The organism is Methylobacterium sp. Leaf87 (genome assembly GCF_001422775.1).
GTDB lineage: Bacteria > Pseudomonadota > Alphaproteobacteria > Rhizobiales > Beijerinckiaceae > Methylobacterium.
The window spans coordinates 172612-192406 of the sequence record NZ_LMMI01000012.1; the positions used below are offsets into that span (position 1 = coordinate 172612).

The 19795-nt window shown below is 70.5% G+C and carries 19 protein-coding genes and 1 pseudogene; 16 read left to right on the forward strand and 4 right to left on the reverse strand.

What is annotated here, in order from left to right; genetic code table 11:
- Positions 1-96: 96 nt before the first annotated feature.
- Positions 97-2760, reverse strand: coding sequence for a heparinase II/III family protein (locus ASF22_RS08795; RefSeq protein ID WP_056263461.1), 2664 nt, complete (start codon positions 2758-2760; stop codon positions 97-99).
- Positions 2761-2954: 194 nt separating this feature from the next.
- Between ASF22_RS08795 and flgB the strand changes: the two genes are divergently transcribed.
- The 16 genes and pseudogenes from flgB (at position 2955) to ASF22_RS08875 (ending at position 17062) form a co-directional block, all read left to right on the forward strand.
- Entirely contained in the window at positions 2955-3356 is a 402-nt protein-coding gene (gene flgB / locus ASF22_RS08800; protein ID WP_082478753.1) for a flagellar basal body rod protein FlgB, read from the forward strand.
- Positions 3356-3772, forward strand: coding sequence for a flagellar basal body rod protein FlgC (gene flgC / locus ASF22_RS08805; protein ID WP_056263463.1), 417 nt, complete (start codon positions 3356-3358; stop codon positions 3770-3772). Before flgB ends, flgC begins: the two co-directional genes overlap by 1 nt.
- Positions 3773-3782: 10 nt before the next feature.
- Positions 3783-4133, forward strand: coding sequence for a flagellar hook-basal body complex protein FliE (locus tag ASF22_RS08810; protein ID WP_056166413.1), 351 nt, complete (start codon positions 3783-3785; stop codon positions 4131-4133).
- 72 nt (positions 4134-4205) lie between these two features.
- Entirely contained in the window at positions 4206-4994 is a 789-nt protein-coding gene (gene flgG / locus ASF22_RS08815) for a flagellar basal-body rod protein FlgG (protein ID WP_056166416.1), read from the forward strand.
- Positions 4995-5119: 125 nt separating this feature from the next.
- Positions 5120-5617: a flagellar basal body P-ring formation chaperone FlgA gene (flgA, locus tag ASF22_RS08820; RefSeq protein WP_082483590.1), complete on the forward strand. Its 498-nt coding sequence runs from the start codon at positions 5120-5122 to the stop codon at positions 5615-5617.
- Positions 5617-6717: a flagellar basal body P-ring protein FlgI gene (gene flgI / locus ASF22_RS08825; RefSeq protein ID WP_056166419.1), complete on the forward strand. Its 1101-nt coding sequence runs from the start codon at positions 5617-5619 to the stop codon at positions 6715-6717. The genes flgA and flgI overlap by 1 nt, the downstream gene beginning before the upstream one ends.
- A gap of 434 nt (positions 6718-7151) precedes the next feature.
- Positions 7152-7538 (forward strand): annotated as a pseudogene (locus ASF22_RS25300) (MotE family protein); the annotation flags it as partial.
- Entirely contained in the window at positions 7538-8254 is a 717-nt protein-coding gene (gene flgH, locus ASF22_RS08835; protein ID WP_056166424.1) for a flagellar basal body L-ring protein FlgH, read from the forward strand. The pseudogene ASF22_RS25300 and the gene flgH, both read left to right, overlap by 1 nt.
- Positions 8255-8281: 27 nt before the next feature.
- Entirely contained in the window at positions 8282-8767 is a 486-nt protein-coding gene (locus ASF22_RS08840; RefSeq protein ID WP_056166427.1) for a flagellar basal body-associated FliL family protein, read from the forward strand.
- A gap of 73 nt (positions 8768-8840) precedes the next feature.
- Positions 8841-9599 carry a flagellar type III secretion system pore protein FliP gene (gene fliP, locus ASF22_RS08845; protein WP_056166428.1) on the forward strand — a complete coding sequence of 253 codons (759 nt, stop codon included), beginning with the start codon at positions 8841-8843 and terminating at the stop codon, positions 9597-9599.
- Positions 9600-9722: 123 nt separating this feature from the next.
- Positions 9723-11417, forward strand: a complete 1695-nt coding sequence (fliF, locus tag ASF22_RS08850; protein WP_056166431.1) for a flagellar basal-body MS-ring/collar protein FliF — start codon at positions 9723-9725, stop codon at positions 11415-11417.
- Positions 11417-12091 carry a hypothetical protein gene (locus ASF22_RS08855; protein WP_056263465.1) on the forward strand — a complete coding sequence of 225 codons (675 nt, stop codon included), beginning with the start codon at positions 11417-11419 and terminating at the stop codon, positions 12089-12091. The genes fliF and ASF22_RS08855 overlap by 1 nt, the downstream gene beginning before the upstream one ends.
- Before the next feature lie 4 nt (positions 12092-12095).
- Positions 12096-13406 carry a MotB family protein gene (locus ASF22_RS08860; protein WP_056263467.1) on the forward strand — a complete coding sequence of 437 codons (1311 nt, stop codon included), beginning with the start codon at positions 12096-12098 and terminating at the stop codon, positions 13404-13406.
- A gap of 77 nt (positions 13407-13483) precedes the next feature.
- Positions 13484-14824 (forward strand): chemotaxis protein MotC, encoded by a 1341-nt coding sequence (locus ASF22_RS08865; protein WP_280137411.1) that lies wholly within the window; start codon positions 13484-13486, stop codon positions 14822-14824.
- Positions 14821-16521 carry a flagellar hook-length control protein FliK gene (locus tag ASF22_RS08870; RefSeq protein WP_056263470.1) on the forward strand — a complete coding sequence of 567 codons (1701 nt, stop codon included), beginning with the start codon at positions 14821-14823 and terminating at the stop codon, positions 16519-16521. Before ASF22_RS08865 ends, ASF22_RS08870 begins: the two co-directional genes overlap by 4 nt.
- A complete protein-coding gene (locus ASF22_RS08875) occupies positions 16475-17062 on the forward strand; it encodes a lytic transglycosylase domain-containing protein (RefSeq protein ID WP_082478751.1) in 588 nt (195 codons plus the stop codon). Before ASF22_RS08870 ends, ASF22_RS08875 begins: the two co-directional genes overlap by 47 nt.
- Positions 17063-17086: 24 nt before the next feature.
- Here ASF22_RS08875 and ASF22_RS08880 read toward each other — a convergent pair whose 3' ends face one another.
- From ASF22_RS08880 to flhB, 3 genes are all read right to left on the reverse strand, one after another.
- Positions 17087-17773: a response regulator transcription factor gene (locus ASF22_RS08880; RefSeq protein ID WP_056263472.1), complete on the reverse strand. Its 687-nt coding sequence runs from the start codon at positions 17771-17773 to the stop codon at positions 17087-17089.
- A 489-nt stretch (positions 17774-18262) separates the two neighbouring features.
- Positions 18263-18736 (reverse strand): hypothetical protein, encoded by a 474-nt coding sequence (locus ASF22_RS08885; protein ID WP_244474231.1) that lies wholly within the window; start codon positions 18734-18736, stop codon positions 18263-18265.
- Complete coding sequence (gene flhB / locus ASF22_RS08890; protein ID WP_056166451.1) at positions 18736-19794, reverse strand: flagellar biosynthesis protein FlhB; 1059 nt, start codon at positions 19792-19794, stop codon at positions 18736-18738. The genes ASF22_RS08885 and flhB overlap by 1 nt, the downstream gene beginning before the upstream one ends.
- Position 19795 lies beyond the last annotated feature (1 nt).

The window sequence follows — 19795 nt, forward strand, 5'->3', positions numbered from 1 at the left end:
GAAAATCTGGGTCGTGTGATGATGGTTATGGCGCGGATATGCAACGCCTTGACCGCGCCGTGTCGCGCGGACCTGCCTTGCGCCGTTCGCTCGGGATCAGCGTCCCGCGAGCAGGCCCGACACCGCCGCCTCGGTCACGAGGCGGGCGAGGCGCGCTTCCCCGGATGCATCGGACCCGAGGATGACGCCGCCGCAGGCCCCGGTCCGGCCCGCGATGGCGTAGCGCAGGACGCTCGCCGGTCGGAGCGGCCCGCCGCCGTCCGAGACGAAGCCGCGCAGGCCGCCCGGGTGTTCGTTGCAGCCGATGGCAAGGGACAAGCCCGCCGTCCGGCCCGTCAGCGCCACGGGCACGACGGAGAGTCGGGCGCGGCCGGACTGCGCCATGGCCCGGCGCGGGCCGGCTAGGGCCGCGACGATGTCGGGGCCGAAATGGACGAGGCCCTCGAACGTCACCGGCCCGTCACCGGCCGTGAACCGGTCGAGCACGGCGAGGCCCGAAAGGTCGTCGAGGAGGACGAAGACGCGGCGGTGATCGTAGGCCGGCCCGTGCACGGTGGTGGCGATGGCGCAGGCCTGGGCGCCGTCGAGGCGGATGGCCCCGGCGAGCCGGGCCGCGCCGGCCCCGGGTTCACACCCGTCCGGCCAGGCGACGTTGTGGCCATGGGCCGACAGGATGTGGTGGCGTGCCGGCCCGGTCTCGATCTGTGCCGAGCCCCCGGCCTCGACGACCCAGCGCACGCCCTCGCTGGCATGGACGAAGGAGGTGCAGTCGCGGTGCCCCTGACCGGTGGAGGTCTGGCCCGTGAACGTGCAGGCGAAGTGGGACCAGCCCCGTCCGGGGGCATCCGAGCGGGCCGCGATCATGTCCGTCCCGGCATCCGACGGCAGGGGCGGGGCACTCGCGGCGGGGCGACCGCGCGGGTCGCGGCGCTCGGCCACCAAGGTGCTTCCGGAGCGTGCCACGAGGCGCCCGATCCAGCCCGCCGCATCGCCGTTGGCGGGCGTATCGCCGAAGGGCGGCAAGCGTCCCCCCGGATCGAGGAGGCCCGCGAGGCCCGGCAGGACCTTGGCGACCCGGCCTGAGAGAAACCCCGCGAGGCCGTCGTCACCCACGCTCCGGGCGAGCACCCGCAGGAGGGTCGCGAGTTCGAGGCGCTGGTGGAGGGACGGCGCCGCGAAACGCCCCTCGGCGTCGAGCTGGCTCTCCACGCCGGCGCGCAGGCCCGCCTCGGCGAGGCCGAGCCAATGGGCGGCCAGGGGCAGGCGCGGCAGGGCGCGGGCGACGCCGTGCAGCACCGCCGCCGCCTGAATCTGGTGCAGCGAGCGCCCGAAGGTGTTCTGGCCGACGATCTCGGCAAGGGCGAAGCCATGGCGCACCACCTCGCCCGTCAGCACCAGGGCGGCGGCACTGCCCGGCGTGCCCGCACGCCCGAGGAGATGGACGAGGGTTTCGGTGCGGGTCGCAAGGGCCGAGGGGTGCAGGGCGAGGCCGTCGGCGGGCGACCCCCACGGGTTGGCCCGCGACCACGACACGGCGAGGCCGAGGGCCGTGGCCGCTCCCCCGGGCGTCCCCGCCAGGGCGACGAGCCAGCCGAGACCCTGGTATTCGATCCGCCATGCCACCGACCGGAAGGGGTCTTCGCTCCAGTCGGGTCGCTCGGGCACCGTCCACGCCGTCTGCGAACCGAGGCGCAGGACCCGGTCGAGGCCCGTGCGCGGGGCGCCTTCATCGCCCTGGAGATCTCGCGCCAGGGCGAGCACCTGCGGGATCGCGGCCGCCTCCGGGCCCGGGCACCAGCCGGCGATGGAGGCGACGGGCAGGTCGAGGCGCTCGGCGAGGCGGGCGAGGAAGTCCGGCGCGTCGAGGGCATCGTCGCCGCACAGGTTCTCCAGGCGCAGGCGATCCTCGAGGGCGATCTCGGGAGCGGCGAGCAGTTCCGCGTCCGGGCTCCCGGCGTCCCAGGTGGCAAACCCCACTTCGACCCGCTCCGCACCCGGCACGGGGGCGAGTTCCAGGGTGAAGCGCCGGGCCTGCTGGTGCGCGGAGAGATCAACGAGGGCCCCGAGGGACGGCACCGAGATCGTGCCCGGATAGGGCGGTTCCAGCGCGGCGCCGGCGGCGTCCCGGTAGACCACGCGCGCCAGGGCCGCGTGGCTCCGCGGGACGGCCGTGAAGATCTGTCCCCGCAGGACGAGACCGCAGCCCGGCACCAGGGCATGGACGATCCAGTCCGGCTCCGGCGCGAGGCGGCGACGCACGCGCGGGGAAGGGGAGGGGCCGCCCTGGGCCAGGGTGGCCTCCGCCACCGTGAACGGGCGTGTGTTGCGCCAAGAGCGGATGGTGACGGTGATCGCGGCGGCGGGGGCCGGCAGCAGGAAGGCCAGCCGGCAGATGCCGGCGCGCAGGGCCCGGGCCTCCGCCGGCAGGTAGGCCGGTCCGGGAATCCAGGTGCCGTGCGGGTCGAGGAGGGTCCGGTCGAGGCCCGGCACGTGGTCGAGATCGAGGCTCGATCCGTCGGGGGCCAGGCAATCGATCCCCACGAGGGCGAAATCCAGGGCGCCCGCGGCGGCTTCCTCCGCATCCCAGCCGAGCCGGAAACGCAGGCTGCACCACGCGTCGCCGGTGAGGTCGGGGAAACCGAACACCACCCGCGAAAACCGGTTCTTGGCCGGAATCCAGTGCTCGTCCTCGCCGGGGCCGACGGTCGCGCCCGCGGCATGGCGGGACGCCTGCGGGCGTCGGGCGTCGGGACCGCTCAAGCGGATCGACCGGGGACGCGGGGCGGAAACGGGACCGGCATGGGACGCCTGATGAGAGGGCTCGGCGCGTGGGCGCAGCACGATCGAAGGGAGGGTGGCACTGAGGCGCAGCCGATGACCCTGTCAAGCCGCCGGCCGGGCCACGTCGCGCGTCAGCCTGGGACAAGATTGGTTCCCTAGGAAGCGGATATCGAATGCATTCGGAGCGCGCGGTGACAGGCGTCTATCTTTTCGACCTCGCCTCGCAGCAGGCCCGGTATCTCGGCGTGCGGCAGGCGACCATCGCCAGCAACGTGGCGAACGCCAACACACCCGAATACAAGGCCCGCGATGTCGTGCCCTTCGCCGACGTGATGGCCCGCACCGGCGCCGCCGGTCTCGCGATGACGGCGAGCACCCACGTCGCCTCGGAAGAGGGACGCATCCCCACGAAGCCCGTCACGGCGGCGGACGCCTGGGATGCCTTGAGCACCGGCAGTTCCGTGAGCCTCGAGCAAGAGATGCTCAAGGCCGGCGAGGTCAGCCGCGACCACGGGCTCAACATGGGGATCGTCAAGGCATTCGACCGGATGCTGAAGGCGGCGGTGCGCAGCTGATGATCGATCCCCTCGCCGCCTCGACCCGTTTCGCCAGTGCCGGCATGGAGGCGCAGTCCCTGCGCCTTCGCATCGCCGCCGAGAACGTCGCCAACGCCCAGTCGGTGGGCGATTCCCCCGGCGCCGACCCCTATTCGCGCAAGACCGTGAGCTTCAGCGCCGCCATGGACCGCGCCGCCGGCGGGGCCAGCGTCAAGCTGCGCAGCATCGGTACCGACACCAGCCCGTTCCGCATCGAGCGCGATCCGGGGAGCCCGGCGGCGGATGCCGAGGGCAACGTCAAGCTGCCCAACGTCAATGCCCTGATCGAGATGGCCGACATCCGCGAGGCCAACCGCTCCTACGAAGCCAACGTGCAGGTGATCAAGCAGGCTCGCGCCATGGTCTCCAGCATCATCGACCTCCTGAGAACGTGAGTTTGCGCCGATGATCGAAGCCCTCGCCTCGCTTTCGGCCTTCGACAGGGCCGCCGGCCTTTCCGGCCCCAGCGCCGCCGCCCCGTTGCGGCCGGCGAGTTTCGCCACCATGCCGGCAGCGTCCACGGGCGGCGCCCTGCCGGGGGCCGATTTCGGCGACGTCATGGCCCAGCTCGCCGCCGGGGTCCGCACCTCGCTGCGCACCGGCGAGGCCACGGCCATCTCGGGGATCCAGGGCAAGGCCTCGACGCAACAGGTCGTGGAGGCGGTGATGTCCGCCGAGCAGAGCCTGCAGACCGCCATCGCCGTACGCGACAAGGTCGTCGCCGCCTATCTCGAACTCAGCCGCATGGCGATCTGAGGTCGGCGCAGCGCCTCACGACAAGAACCGGTTCCCCTTGTTCGGGCTGAGGCTCGAAGGACTCCCAAAACCATGAGAGCACTTGCCATCGCCGCGACGGGCATGAACGCCCAGCAGATGAACCTCGAGGTCATCGCGAACAACATCGCCAACCTGAACACCACCGGGTTCAAGGGCGCGCGGGCCGAGTTCACCGATCTGCTCTATCAGGCCGAGCGCCAGCAGGGCGTCCCGAACCAGGCCGGCCAGGAGCCGGTGCCCGAGGGCGCGATGCTCGGCCTCGGCGTGCGCACGGCCGCCATCCGCAACCTGCACCGGCAGGGGCCGCTCGCCAACACCGCCAATCAGCTCGACATGGCCATCAACGGGCGCGGCTACTTCCAGATCACCAACCCCAACGGCGAGATCAACTACACCCGGGCGGGCTCGTTCAACCGCAACAACACCGGGCAGCTCGTGACCCTCGAGGGCTACACCGTCGAGCCCGCCATCACGATCCCGGCCAACGCCGTCGACGTGGTGATCAACGGGTCCGGTCAGGTCTTCGCCAAGATCGACGGTCAGGTCCAGGCCCAGAACATCGGCCAGCTCTCGCTCGCCAACTTCGCCAACGAATCCGGTCTCGAACCCCTCGGAAACGGCCTCTATCGCGAGACCGCCGCTTCGGGTGCCGCCGTGGTGGGGGTCGCGGGCGACCTGAGCTTCGGCAAGATCCAGCAGGGATACCTCGAGAGCTCCAACGTCGATCCGGTGAAGGAGATCACCAACATGATCACCGCCCAGCGCGCGTTCGAGATGAATTCCAAGGTGATCCAAGCCGCCGACGAAATGGCCGGCACGGTCTCGAAGGGCATCCGCTGAGTCAGCGGGCGCCGCCCATCCCGAACCCACCCCGATTCCGACGCCATCGAACCCGGCCGGCGACGGCGGACCGCCCGCGCCCCGCGCGCCCGCCGCCCGGCCCTTCACAGCGAGGCACGACCACCATGGGCCATACGACTTTCGGCGGCGGATTCGCGGGTGGCCTCACGGGCCTGGCCCTGGCGCTCGCCTGCGCCGTCCCGTTCGGCCCCGTCTCGTCCCGGGCCACCGAACTGCTCCTGCCGGTGCCCACCGTGACGATCTACGCCGGCGACGTGATCAAGCCGGGCATGCTGCGCCTCCAGGCCTACCCCGAGAGCTTCAAGGCGCGTACCGCCGTCATCGACGCGCCCATGGCCATCGCCGGTCGTACGGCGCGGCGGATGCTGCTGCCGGGCGAGCCCGTGCCCGTCAACGCCGTCGAGGATCCCCGCCTCGTGAGCCGCAACGTGGCGACCCAGATCGTGTTCGAGGAGCAGGGCCTGCTCATCACCGCCGTCGGTTCGCCCCTCCAGAACGGGGGACTCGGCGAGACCATCCGGGTGCGCAACGCCGATACGGGACGCATCGTCCTCGGCACGGTGATGGCCGACGGACGCATCCGCACCGGCTCCGGCCAGTGATGCGCCTCTGGTTCCTCGCCCTGGCGCTTGTCCTGGCCGCGCTGCCGGCGCAGGCCATGGGCACGCGCATCAAGGACATCGCCAACCTCAAGGGCGTGCGCGACAACCAGCTCGTGGGCTACGGCCTCGTCACCGGCCTGCAGGGCACGGGCGACACCCTGCGCAACGCCCAGTTCACCGAGCAATCCCTGCAATCCATGCTCGACCGCATGGGCATCAACGTCCGCGATGCGCGCCTGCGCACCCGCAACGTCGCCGCCGTGATGGTGACGGCCGACCTGCCGCCCTACACCGGCACCGGCTCGCGCATCGACGTCACCGTGACCTCCCTCGGCGACGCCACCTCCCTCAAGGGCGGCACCCTCTTGATGACGCCCCTCATGGGCGGCGACAGCCTGACCTACGCCGCCGCGCAGGGACCGCTCGCCGTGTCGGGCTTCGCCGTGGGCGGCGCGGCAGAAACCATCACGCAGGGCGTGCCCACCGCCGGGCGCATCCCCAACGGTGCGATGATCGAGCGCGAGGTGCCGGGCACCTTCCGCGACCTGCCCGAACTCGTGTTCGAACTGAAGAACCCCGACTTCAAGACCGCCACGATGGTGGCCGACGCCATCAACGCCTACGCCCTGCAGCGTTTCCGCCGCCGGGTGGCCACCGCCCGCGACCAGCGCGCCATCGCGCTCATCCGCCCGCCGCAGGTGACGCAGACCCGGTTCATCGCCGAGATCGGCGATGTCACCGTCCAGCCCGATGCGCCGGCCCGCGTCGTGGTGGATCAGCGCACCGGCACCGTGGTGATCGGACGCAACGTGCAGATCTCCACCGTGGCCGTAACGCACGGCAACCTGACCGTACGGGTGACGGAAACCCCCGAGGTGGCCCAGCCGGCACCGTTCTCCAACGGCGTCACGGCCGTGGTTCCGCGCACGGAGGTCGCCGTCAACGAGCAGTCCGGCCGCATGGCGATCATCGGCGGGTCCGATCTCCAGACCCTGGTGCGGGGCCTCAACAACGTCGGCCTGAAGCCCAGCGACATCATCTCGATCCTCCAGGCGGTGAAGACCTCCGGGGCCCTGCAGGCGGAGCTCGTGGTTCAATGAGTTCGACGAAGGCTCTGCGAATCGCCGGCGAGGCGGCCCGGATGGTCGTCCCGGGCCACGCGCGGACGGTTCCGTCCCGGGGGCTTGCCCCGATGGCCGTGCGGATGCTGGTTTGCCTGGGGCTGCTTGCCGTGGCCTCCCTCGCTCTCGGTCCCGTGCGCGCCCAGGGCAGCAAGCCTGAAGGTGGCAAGCCTGCGGTGTCCGGCCTCAATCCCGGCCCGTTTCCGAAGTCGGCTCCGGGCAAGTCCAAACTCGCCGACACCAAACCGATCGACACCAAGCTGGTCGAGTCGAAGCCGGCCGAGGTGGCGCCCGACGCCGTGCGGCTTCCCGAGGTCGCTCAGGTGGCCGAGGTCCGGTTGCCCGAAGCCCCGGCCGCGCCGGAGCCGGCCAGATCCGCGTCCGCCAATGCCACCCCCGCCAAGCCGTCGCCCTACTGCGCCAGCATCGCGGACGCGGCGGCCGATGCCCGCTTCGCCTGGCAGAAGGAGCAGCTCGCGATCCTGGAAAAGCAGGTCGACGAGCGCATCCGGCGCCTCGAGGAGAAACGCGCCGAGTACGAATCCTGGCTCGCGCGCCGTAACGAGTTCCTCGCCAAGGCCGATACCGGCGTGGTGGCGATCTACCAGAAGATGCGCCCCGACGCCGCCGCCCTCCAGCTTGCGAACATGCCCGACGAGGGCGCGGCCGCGATCCTGACGAAGCTCAACGCCCGCACCGCGAGCGCGATCCTGAGCGAGATGGAGGCGGCCCGCGCCGCCCAGCTCGCCCGGATGATGACCGATGCGGGCAAGAAAGCCCGTGAAAGCGAGAAATCCTGATGCCTGCCACCCGTCTGCGCGCCGGCTTCGTCCTGGCGCTCCTCGCGCCTGGGCTCGGGGCCTGCAACACGCCCATGGCCCAACTCGGCCAGCCGCCCCTCCTCACTCCGATCGGCACGGGTCTGTCCCCGCCGCGCGAGGCCCTGCCCACCACCTTCGGTTCGCTCTCGCGCCGGACCTACCACTCGACTTGGTCGCCCTCGAGCGTCGACCTGTTCCAGGACCCGCGTGCGCGCAACATCGGCGACGTGATCACGGTGTCGATCCTCATCGACGACAAGGCCCAGTTCGGCAATTCGAGCGACCGCTCGCGCAGCCAGAAGTCGAGCCTCGGTTTCGATTTCGGCTACGGCGTCTCGGCGCTCAGCGACAAGGCGACGGCCGATGCGGGCATCCGCTCCGGCACCGAGACCAAGGGGGCGGGCAACATCGACCGGTCCGAGGTGCTGCGCCTGTCGGTCGCCGCCATCGTCACCGAGCAGATGCCCAACGGCAACATGGTGATCTCGGGTTCGCAGGAGGTCCGGGTCAACAACGAGGTGCGCGTGCTCAACGTCGCCGGCATCGTCCGCCCGCGCGACATCTCACGCAAGAACACCATCGACTACGACAAGATCGCCGAGGCGCGCATCTCCTACGGTGGGCGGGGGCGCATCACCGACGTGCAGGGCCCGAGCGTCGGCCAGCAGGTCTTCGAAACCCTGGCCCCGTTCTGACGCCCCCCTGAAGCGGAGACGCACGCGATGGCGGCCAAGGACGACACGAAGAAGGGCGGCGGCAAGGGCTGGATCGCCGCCCTGGCGCTGGTGAGCCTCGTCGCCATCGGCACCGGCGGAGGCTTGGGGATGTATCTCCTCTCCAAGGTCGAGAAGGCCGTCGACAGCAAGACGAAGGAGGCCGAGAGCAAGGCGGTGAAGGTGCTGAAATACACCGGTGATCTGGCCCTGCGCCCCGTCGGCTCCGTGGTGACCAACCTCGCCGATTCGGGTGATGCCTGGGTGCGCCTCGAATCCTCCGTGGTGTTCAAGACCGGCGCCGTCCCCAATCCCGATATCGCGCTGGCCGAGATCCGCGCCGACATCGTCGCGTATCTGCGCACGGTCTCCATGCGCCAGATCGAGGGAGCCAGCGGCCTCCAGCACCTGCGCGAGGACCTCAACGAGCGCGTCGCCCTGCGCACCAAGGGTCAAGTGCGTGAACTGATCGTCGAGATGCTGGTGGTGCAATAGCGGGCACCTTCCCTCCCCCTTGCGAGGAGGAGAGCCGCCAGGATCGACGCGGGCGCGACCAACGGAAAACCCCATGAGACGCATCACCACCCTGGCCTTCGCGGCCGCAGCGACCCTCGCCTTCACGGGCGTGGCCGGCGCGCAGTCGGCCACCGGCCTGCCGGCCCTCGATGCCCTGCTGCCGGCCGGCAACGGCGCCGCGAGCGGGCGCATCCTGCAGCTCGTGGCGCTCCTCACGGTGCTGTCTCTGGCGCCGGGCCTCCTCGTGATGGTGACGAGCTTCACCCGGTTCGCCATCGCGTTCTCGTTCCTGCGCTCGGGGCTCGGCCTGCAAAGCACCCCGGCCAACATCTTCCTCGTGTCGCTGTCCCTGTTCATGACGTTCTACGTCATGTCGCCGACCTTCGACCGGGCCTGGAACGAGGGGCTGCGGCCGCTGACCGAGAACAAGATCACCGAACTCGAGGCGATTCCGAAGATCGTCGAGCCGTTCCGCGAGTTCATGGTGGCGCATGTCCGCCCCAAGGACCTCCAGACCTTTACGGATCTCGCCAGCCGCACCATCCCGAAGGCCGAGGGCGGCGAGACCGTCGACCTGCGCATCCTGATCCCGGCCTTCATGATCTCCGAGTTGCGGCGCGGCTTCGAGATCGGCTTCCTCATTGCCCTGCCGTTCCTCGTCATCGACATGATCGTGTCCACGGTGGTGATGTCCATGGGCATGATGATGCTGCCGCCGACGGTGATTTCCCTGCCGTTCAAGGTGCTGTTCTTCATCCTCATCGACGGCTGGAACATGCTGGTGAGCGGGCTGGTGCGATCATTCTTTTAGGCGTTCCCCCGAAAGGTTCCCGTCCGGCATCGCATTTCGATGATGCGGCGCAATCTCCGCGCAAGGCAGCATCGTGAAAAGAGCTCCATCAGATCGCGGGTCTGAAGCGGAGCAGCCCACCGAATGTCCGGTCTCCAACACGCCGAACGCCTCTGGAACAACATCCTCGCCCTCGGGGGACGGCGGATCGCCGCCCTCTCGCTCATCGGCGTGGTGGTCTTCCTCGCTGTCGGTCTCGGGGCGTACTACCTCAGCCGCCCGGCCCAGGAGACGCTCTACACCGGCCTCAGCCGTGAGGATGTCGGGCGCATCGGCAGCGTCCTGAAGGACGCCAACATCCCGTTCGACGTGAGCGCCGACGGCGCCGCCGTCCTCGTCTCCTACGGCAACACCGCCACGGCCCGCATGCTGCTGGCCGAGAAGGGCCTGCCGCAGAGCGCGAAGTCCGGTTACGAGCTGTTCAACGATCTCGGCTCCCTCGGCATGACCTCGTTCATGCAGGAGGTCACCCGCGTCCGCGCCCTGGAGGGCGAGATCGCCCGCACCATCCAGGGCATGAAGGGCGTGAAAGCCGCCCGCGTCCACATCGTCCTGCCCGACCGCGGTTCGTTCCGCCGCGACCAGCAGCCGCCCTCGGCCTCCGTCGTCGTCCGGACCGAGCCCGCCGACGACGTCAGCGGCGCCCAGTCCATCCGCCACCTCGTCGCCTCGGCGGTGCCCGGCATGAAGCCCGACCGCGTCACCGTGATCGGCTCCGGCGGCTCGCTGCTCCTGTCGGGCGACGACACCAACGCCCAGCCGACCGGCAAGATGGCGACCCTCGAGAAGACCATCGGGCACGAGGTTCAGGACAACATCCGCCGGACCCTGACCCCCTACCTCGGCGTCGGCAATTTCGAGGTGAGCGTCGCCGCCCGCCTCAACACTGACAAGACCGTCAAGAACGAGACGATCTTCAACCCGGACCAGCGCGTCGAGCGCTCGACCCGGGCCGTGCGCGAGACCGAGAACGCCCAGAACCGCAACGCCGCCAAGACCACCTCGGCGGCCCAGAACCTGCCCGACGCCCGCACCCGCTCGGACGGCAACGACTCCTCCAGCAACGAGACCCAGAAGCGCGAGGATCTCACCAACTACGAGATTTCCTCGCAGACGATTCAGACGGTGAGCGACGGCTACGCCATCCGCCAGATCTCCGTCGCGGTCCTCGTCAACCGCGCGCGCCTCGCTTCCCTCGCCGGCCCAGACGCCACCAAGGCCCAGATCGACGCCCAGGTCGCCGAGATCGAGCAGCTCGTCGGCTCGGCCGCCGGCTTCAACAAGGAGCGCGGCGACAACGTCAAGGTCGCGGCCGTCGGCTTCGTCAACGACGGCCAGCCCCTGGAGGCCGTGCCGCCGCTGGGGATCATGGACGTGCTGATGCGCCAGTCGGCCACCCTCATCAACGCCGGCACCATCCTGCTGGTGGCCGGCCTGCTGATCTGGTTCGGCCTGCGCCCGGCCATGCGCGCCATCCTCGAAATCCCCGCCGCCCAGCAGGAAGAGGTTCTGGCGTTGGCCGCCGCGACGGCCGCCGCCAACGGCAACGCGGCCCTTGCCGACGGAACCGCGCCGGGGCTGGCCCTCGGGAACAGCGCCGTCGGCGCCGGCGATGTGCCGAGCCTCGCCGCGCCCGCCGGTGGTGTCGCCGGCATGATCGAGGACCTCGCCGACAAGCTCGCCCGCTCGCCGCAGAAGCGACTGGAGCAGATGATCGAGACCGACGAAGCCCAGGCCGCCGAGATCCTGAAGCGCTGGCTCCTGCGTGAGGCCGCGTGATGGCCCCCGCGATCGCCCGCCTGCTCCCCGACTTCTCCGTCCCCGCGACCGCGTCCCGCCCTCCGGCCGCACCCCGTGCGTCGGCGAATTCCGACGCGTCCGAAGGTCTTGCCGTTCTTCTGCGCGTGCCCTCGCCGGCCGTCCCCGCTCCCCCACCGGAGGACCGGGCCGCGCTTCTCAAGGACGCCGAAGCCCGTGGCCGGGCCGAGGGGCGCACCCAGGCGCAGGCCGAGTCCGCCGCCGCCCTGGCCTTCGCGCAGGCCGATTTCGACGCCCGCCTCGCGGCGGCCCGCGCGGATTGGTGCGCGGCCGAGAGCGATCGCCTCGCTGCCGGATTCTCCGCCGCGATCCATGCCCTCGGGGGCCAGCTCACCGACCGCGTCGGAAATCTGCTGGTGCCGGTGCTGACGGCCGGCCTCCGGCGCCAGGCCGTGGACGAACTCGCCCTGACCCTCGCCCAGCTGCTCGGCGATCCGCGCCACGCCCCCGTGCGGATCGGTGGGCCGGCCGACCTCCTCGACGCCCTCGCGGGCAAGCTCGGCGCGGTGGAATCGACCGTGGCCTTCAGCCCCTCCGAGACCGTCGAGGTCACGATCCAGTCGGACCAGACTTTGATCGAAACGCAGCTCGGCGCCTGGGCCGGACTGCTCACCGCCGCCGTCGAAGGAGCCTAGCGTGATGGCGGACGATCACCACGAGATCATCATCATCAAGCGCCACGCCGACCACGACGAGGGTCACCACGGCGGCGCCTGGAAGATCGCGCTCGCCGACTTCATGACGGCCATGATGGCCCTGTTCCTGGTGCTGTGGCTCATCGGCTCCACCACCAAGGAGACGAAGACCGCCATCGCCCAGTACTTCAATCCCGTGAAGCTCGCCGACGTCACCTTCGATCGCAAGGGCGTGCGCGATCCCACCAACACCCCCGGCGAGCCGTCCCCCGAGGACGGCAAGGCCGAGGAGGCAGGTGGCAAGGGGGATGGCAAGGCAGAGGGGAAGGGCGACGGCAAGGGCGCCGATGCGGCCCCGGGCAGCCGTGCCCGCGAGGCCGCCCTGTTCCAGGACCCCTACGCGGTCCTGGCCAAGCTCGCGGCGGACGCCGAAGCCGAATTCTCCAGCGCCGACACCGTCGCCTCCGAGACCGGCGAGCCCGGCATCCGGGGCGGCGAGGCCGCGCGCGATCCGTTCGATCCGCTCTACTGGCAGGTCGCCCCCGTGGCGAAGGCACGGACGGAGCAGCCGGGCTCCGCCGCCACGGTCAGCCCCCTGCCGCAGGAGGGCCGCCTCGACGCGCGTGCCGCGACTGCGCCGGCCAAGGGCACCGCATCGACCGGCGCGCCGAAGCCCGCGCCGATCCAGCTCGCCTCGGCCCTGCCCGAGGACGGCGAGATCCGTTTGCCCGCCCCCCTGCCGATGACCCCGAAGCCCGCCGAGGCCGCTGCGCCGAAGCCCACCAAGGAGAACCGGGAGAAGGAAAACCGGGAGGCGAACGCGGTCAAGGCCGCGGCGGACGCCGCCGAGACGGCAGCCGTCGCCGCCCTCAAGGCCGAGATCGCCAAGGCGGTGCAGACCCAGGGCAACGCCCCGGCGCCCCGTGTCGAGGTGCGCCGCACGGGCGAAGGCATCCTCATCAGCCTCACGGACGATGTGAGTTTCAGCATGTTCGGCGTCGGCTCGGCCGAGCCCCAGGCCAAGGTGGTGCGCGCCCTCGAACAGGTCGCCCGCATCCTCAAGGACCGGCCCGGCCAGGTGATCGTGCGCGGCCACACCGACGGGCGCCCGTTCCGCTCCGAGACCTACGACAACTGGCGCCTGTCCTCGGCTCGGGCCCAGATGGCCTCCTACATGCTCGTGCGCGGCGGCCTCGCCGATGCGCGCCTGGAGCGGATCGAGGGCTACGCCGACCGCCAGCCGCGCAACCCCGCCGACCCGAAGGCGGCCGAGAACCGCCGCATCGAGATTCTTCTGCGCGGGCGACCCGAGTGACATCGGTGCCGAAGGATCGCCGGGGCTCTCATAGTCGCGACGGGCTCCCTCTCCTGGAAGGAGAGGGTCGGGGTGAGGTGCGTGGCTTCTCCGGAAAGGTCGCACACCTCACCCTGTCCCTCTCCTGGAAGGTGTGGGGACCCGTGCCCGGATCGACCTGGTGGGCGAACGCGAAGCTGCGGTCGCGCCTCGCCATCGTTGCCTTGGCCATGGGCCTGTGCGCGCAGCCCCCTGCGTACGCCGCCGATTCCCACGGCGGTGGCGGACACGGCGCGGCGCCGGCCGCCCCCATCGATCCCCTGCCGGTCAAGCCCTACACCGTGCCCGTCGAGATGGTGCGGACCCTGCAATTGCTGCAGGATCGGATCGCCCAAGGGTCGGGGCCGGCGCATACGGGCCAGCGCGCCCTCCTGGCCCATGCCGAGGAGCGGATGCGCGCCCTCGAACCGGAGGCCTGGGCCGATCCGGTCAACATCCGCGCGGCCGTCACCTTCGCCCTCGGTGGCGGCGGCCCGGCGCTCCTGCGCCACATCCTCGCCTCGTCCAAGGTTCCGGCGGACAGCACGCCCCTGGTGCTCGGCTCCCTCGCCTTCCTAGAAGGGCGCGAGAAGGAAGCCCGCACGCTCCTGACGAAGATCGACGCCGCCTCCGTGCCCGTGGGCCTCGGGGCGCAGCTCGCCCTGACCCAGTCGGCCCTGGTGGTGCGCGACGACCCCGCCCAGTCGATCCGCCTTCTCGACCTCGCCCGTCTGCTGGCACCCGGCACCCTGGTGGAGGAGGGGGCGCTCCGCCGCGAGATCTTCGTCCTGGCGCAGGGCAACGACCTCGTGAAATTCGAGGCCCTGGCGATCCAGTATCTCCGCCGGTTCCGCCACTCAGTCTATGCCGGCAACTTCCGCCGGCGTTTCGCCGCCGCCCTGACCCGCCTCGATTTCGGGGCCGAAACCGGCCGTTTCGCCCGCCTGCAGGCGATGCTCGACGAGATCGAGCCCGAGGGGCGACGCGACCTCTACCTCCTCGTGGCCCGCGCCGCCCTCGACCAGGGCAAGAACGCCACCGCGATCTTCGCCGCCGAGCGCACCGTGACCCTGACCGAGCCGGGCTCCGTCGCGGCGATCCGGGCACGCCTCTACCGGGCCGCCGCCCTCGTGGTGGTGGACGGCCGGTTCGAGGAGAGCGTCGAGACCCTGCGGATGACCGACCGCAGCGTCCTCGCGGCGGCCGACCGCGACCTCCTCGATGCGGCGCTCGCCACCGCGCGGGAGATCCGCGACGTGCCGGGCGTCCCGGACGCGCCCCCGCCTGCGCCGGAGCCGTCCCGGCTCGCTGCCCGCGAACTTCCGACCACGCCCGCCATCGCCCGTGCCCAGGGGGCGATCGGCCAGATCGACGACCTGATGAGGAAGAGCGGCCGATGAACACGTTCGCTGCGATGAAGCCGGCGCCTCGTCCGGCCGAGGCCGTCGCAATCCGAAGCGGGGCGGAAGCCGTCGAGGCGTCGGCGGACGGCGTCGCCGAAGCGTTCGGTGCCGTCCTCGGCGCGCTCCAGGAGGGCCGTCCCGCCAAGGAGACGGCCGGTCGCGCGGATAGGGCCGGCGACGAGGCGGCGTCCGGCGCGGGCCCGTCTCCGGTTGAACCGGCCAACCCCCTCCTCGGCCTCGTCGCCGCCGTCGATACGGGCACCGTCCCGCAACTGTCGGCGACCACCATGGACCCGGCGGCCCTCCACGCGCTCCTCGCGCGGGCGGTACCGGGCGCCGTCCCTGCTCCCGTCCTCGCCCCCGCCGTGGCGCCCCGCGCGACCGCTGAGTCCGACCAAGCCGTGTCCGCGCAAGGCGCGGCCGTCCCGGTGGGCGTGGCGGACCTCGCCGCCGGGATCGCTCTGGCGGCCGGGGGGAGTGGGCAGGCCCGGAGCGGCCCGGTCCAGACCGCCCCGATGCAGGATGGTCCCACCCGGGCGGTTTCGGTCGAGGCCGATGCCGTGTCGCGGACCGTTGCCGAATCCCGTCCCCAGGTGACGATCCTCCAGCAGGAGACGCATTTCGCGCCGGTGAGGCCGAGGCTCGTCGCCGGGCAGGCCGCCGCGCTCCCCGCGTCGGCGGGCCAGGCCGGCGCCACCCCGGCGCCCGTCGCCCCCGCGCCGATCCTCCCGACCCTCGCCGCCGCCGTGGCGGACGCCGTGCCCGCGCGCGAGGCGGCATTGCCCCTCGGCGCCGCCGTCGGCGCTGGTGTGGCCGCCGTTTCCGCACCGACAAGCGCCCCGGCTGCCGCACCGTCCGCCATCGACCCTACGGTGCCCCAAGCCGTTGCCCCGGTGCCCCAAGCCGGTGCTCCGGTGCCACCGGCCGGATCGCTGCCCGCGCCGTCGGCCGAGCCATCCGGCAAGCCGCGCCGGGCCGAGGCCGCACCGGCCACGACGGAGACCGCGACGGTGGCCTCGCCGACGGTCCAGCGCCTCGCCGGCCAAGCGCTTCCCGTCGAGGCCGCCCAATCGACGGCTGGAGACGTTCTCACCGCCGAGGCCGGTCCGCGCGAGACCATCGCGCCCGTCGCCACGGCGCCGGCGGGCACCCTGCCGTCCGCCGCCCTCGGCGAGCCGGTCCGTCAGGTCGCCGAGGCCGTGGCCGCCGAACTGGCCCGTCCGGCGGCCACGGCCACAACCGCCGCCGCGACGCCCGGCACCGAGGGACCCCTGCGGCTCCTCACCATCCAGCTCCGGCCGATGGATCTCGGCACCGTCCTCGTGCGGATGCGCCTGCGCGACGGCCAGCTCGAGATGAGTCTCCATGCCAGCCGCGAGGAGACGGCCGCCCTCCTGCGCCAGGACGGCGCCCTCCTCACCGACCTGCTGCGCAACTCCGGCTACCAGCCGGACACCATCACCATCGCGTCGAACGGTGCCGGCGCTCCGTCCCAGGGCGAGGGCGGTCGTCCCGGTGCGGGGACGTCGTTCCAGCCGGGTGGCCAGGGCGGCCAGGCGCAGGGGGGCGCCAACCCCGACCAGGCCCCCCGGCGCGGGGGCGACACGCATGCGGATGAGCGAGCAGACCTGACCCATGAGCGGACCCATGAGACGATTTCTTCCGGCCCTGACCGCAGCGGCCTGTACCTTTAGGGGGATCTCGGCTGCGGTCGGGACCGCCCAGGCGGGTGTTCCCCCGGTGGCGAGCACGATCTGCGAGCGTGAGATGGCGGGCGCGGCGGCGAAGCACGGCGTGCCCCTCGGCGTCCTCTATGCCGTAGGCCTGACGGAGAGCGGCAACCGCGGCTCGCTCCAGCCCTATGCCATGAACATCGCCGGCAAGGCGTATTTCGGCACCAACGCGGCCGATGTGGTGGCGCGCCTCGGCGAGGCTCAACGCAACGGCGTGAAACTCGTCGATCTCGGCTGCATGCAGATCAACCATCATTACCACCGGGCGAAGTTCACATCCCTGGAGGGGATGATCGACCCGGCGCAGAACGTCGAATACGCCACGCGCTTCCTGAAGGAGCTGAAGGCGCGCGAGGGCAGCTGGACCCTGGCGGTGGCCCGCTACCATGCCGGGCCCAACAACAATCCCGCCCAGAAGACCTATGTCTGCCGGGTGATCGCCAACATGGTGGCGTCGGGCTTCGGCGGTTGGACGCCGGGGGCCAAGACCTTCTGTCAATGAGCGGCACGTGGCGGGGTCGGCGGGCTACCCAACGAAGGTGTAGCCCATGAAGCGCTTGGCCTCGATGGGGTCGAAGCCGAGCCGGGCGGAGAGCTTCTTGCGCAGCTTGCTCACGTGCCCCTCGATGACGCTCTCCTCGACGCCGTTGCTGTAGACGCCGTAGACCACGTTGTAGATCTGCGTCTTCGTCATCCGCTTGCCCCGGTTGCGCACGAGGCATTCGAGGATGTGCCGCTCGCGACGCGGCAGGGCCAGGACTTCGCCGTCCACCTCCGGATCGCGGCCGTCGAAGAACACCTTGAGGCGTTCCGTGGGGGCGGGCACGTCGCGAGGCGGGAGGGGAGCGCCGCCGTTGACCCGGCGCCAGATCGCCTCCGACCGGGCCAGGATCTCGCGGACATGGACGGGTTTGGGCAGCACGTCGTCGATGCCCGCCTCGAACAGCAGCAGCGTCTGGTCGAGGGACCGCACGTCGCTTAGCGCGATGATCGGTGCGCGCGAGAGCCGGCGGATGGTGCCGGCGCACCTGGCCCTGTCCTCGAAATCACCCAGCAGGAAACCCTGAATCGCTTCACGGTCCAGGCGCGAGGACGCCTGGAACCAATTGGCGAACTCGTCCGGTGCCAGACCGAGGGACGAGATGCCCTCCCGGTCGAAACTGGCCTTGTACCCGGCGTTCACCGATTGCCGGGTGTCGACCAAGATATACATCCATCGCCTCCGACGTCGTGATGGTCAGCCCGCCGGGCTGCCATTCTCCCCCAGTGCTCCGGTGACGTCGTTGACCGGAGCGACTTGTGATCGTTCTGCCTTGGCTGGCTCTGCGATCGAAGAAAGATCGCAGAGCCTATTAATCCTTGCCGAGTCTCCGCTTCTGTAGTTGCGAAGTTATCGCCGATCTTCGCGCTAAAGGCTCGATGGAGATAGAGTATTTTCAATATTGCCCGGCACGAGCCGCTTTATCCAGGTCTGCGTACGATCTGTGGTTGTTCGGTACGATGTCGTCCAAAGCTTTGCGTCATCCACCGATTCGCGTCTGCCGGATCATCCATGTCTGGCGCGCCAGGACAGGTCAATGCCCGATCCCCATAGGTCAGAGTTCCATCACCCGGCATCCATGGGCGTGGGCTCCGATCAAGTCTTGGTGGAATCCTAAAAAACGACGATCTCGGAGACCGTGTGCCCCGTCGCCGAGCGCGATCAGCCTGCCACCGGGGCGAGCCGAGCCTCGGCCAGGGCGCTCGCGAAGCCGTCGAGGCAGAAGCCCGGTCCCTCGTCGGCCAGAATGCGCTGGATCGCCACACCAACGTAGACGCCGTCGAGGACGAGCTTGAAGAACACCGTCACGGGGGCGGTGACGAACTCCATGTCGAGGACGACGGTGAGGGAGCGTCCCCAGTCGAAGCGCACGTCGGCTCCGTCGGCATAAGCGATGGTCGCTTCCTTGAAGAACGGCTCGGCCGAGGAAGCGACGAGGTCGGCGATGTTGCCGTGGCGCTCGCCCTGCACCCATCCGATCAGGATGCCGCCGTCGAGGAGGCACAGTTCCGCGATGAAGTCCCGGATCGCCGTGGCGAACACGCGCTCGGCCGCCGCGAGCACGTCCGCGGTGTCGCCCTGGTGGGGGCTGGGCACGGTGTCCGGCAGGGGGTCCAGCATGGGCAAAACGCTCATCAGCGGGCTTTCGAGAACAGGAAGAACAGGACCTGGGCCACGGCGCTATAGAACTCCGCCGGGATCATCCGATCGATTTCGACACTGTCGTACAGGGACCTTGCGAGAGGCTTGTCTTCCACCACCGGAACGCCGTTCGCCTCGGCGATTTCGCGGATGCGCAGGGCGAGGAGGTCCTTGCCTTTGGCGAGAACCAGGGGGGCCGGCTGCTCGTCGCGATTGTAGCGGAGCGCAATGGCGTAGTGGGTCGGATTCGCGATCACCAGTGTGGCGTTCTTGACGTTGGCGAGCATGCGCTTGCGCGAACGGTCCTGGGCCATGGAGCGCAGGCGCCCCTTGACCAGGGGATCGCCCTCGGCCTGCTTGTGCTCGTCCTTGAGATCCTGCTTCGACATCCGGATCGAGCGCTGCCAGCGCAGGCGCGACCACACGAGGTCGGCCGCCACGATGACGATGGTGGCGATGCTGACCACCGACACGAGGCGGATCGCCACGGTGAGGATCAGTTCGGGGATCTGGCTCGGGTCGGAGAACATGGCATTCACGGCTTTGTTGCCCTCCGAGCGCAGGAGCAGCAGGGCGACGATGGTGACGCTCAAGAATTTAAAGAGCGATTTCAGGAACTCGACCTGACCGGCCTTTCCGAAGATCCGTCCCCAGCCCTTGGCCAGCGAGATCCTGGACCATTGCGGCCGGATGCGCTCGCCGACCACGCTCGGCACGTTCTGCACCAGGGAGGCGACGAGGCTGCACCCGCCGATGATCGCCAGGATCGGGAGCAGGAATTTGGCCGCCGACAGGGCGGTGCCTTCGAGGATGCGCGCGGCGTCCTGGCTGTTCTCCAGGGCGAAATCGCGCGGGTGGTCGATGAACGTCATGAGATCGCGCACCAGGGGGGCGGTCCCGTCGCGCACCACGAGGCTCAAGGCGATGAGCATCCCGAGGATCGAGGCGAACACGGGCGCTTCGCGGGAGAACGGGACGTCGCCCTTCTCGACGGCGTCGCGCACCCGTTTCTCGGTGGCGTCCTCGGTCTTGCTCTCCTGATCGTCAGACATG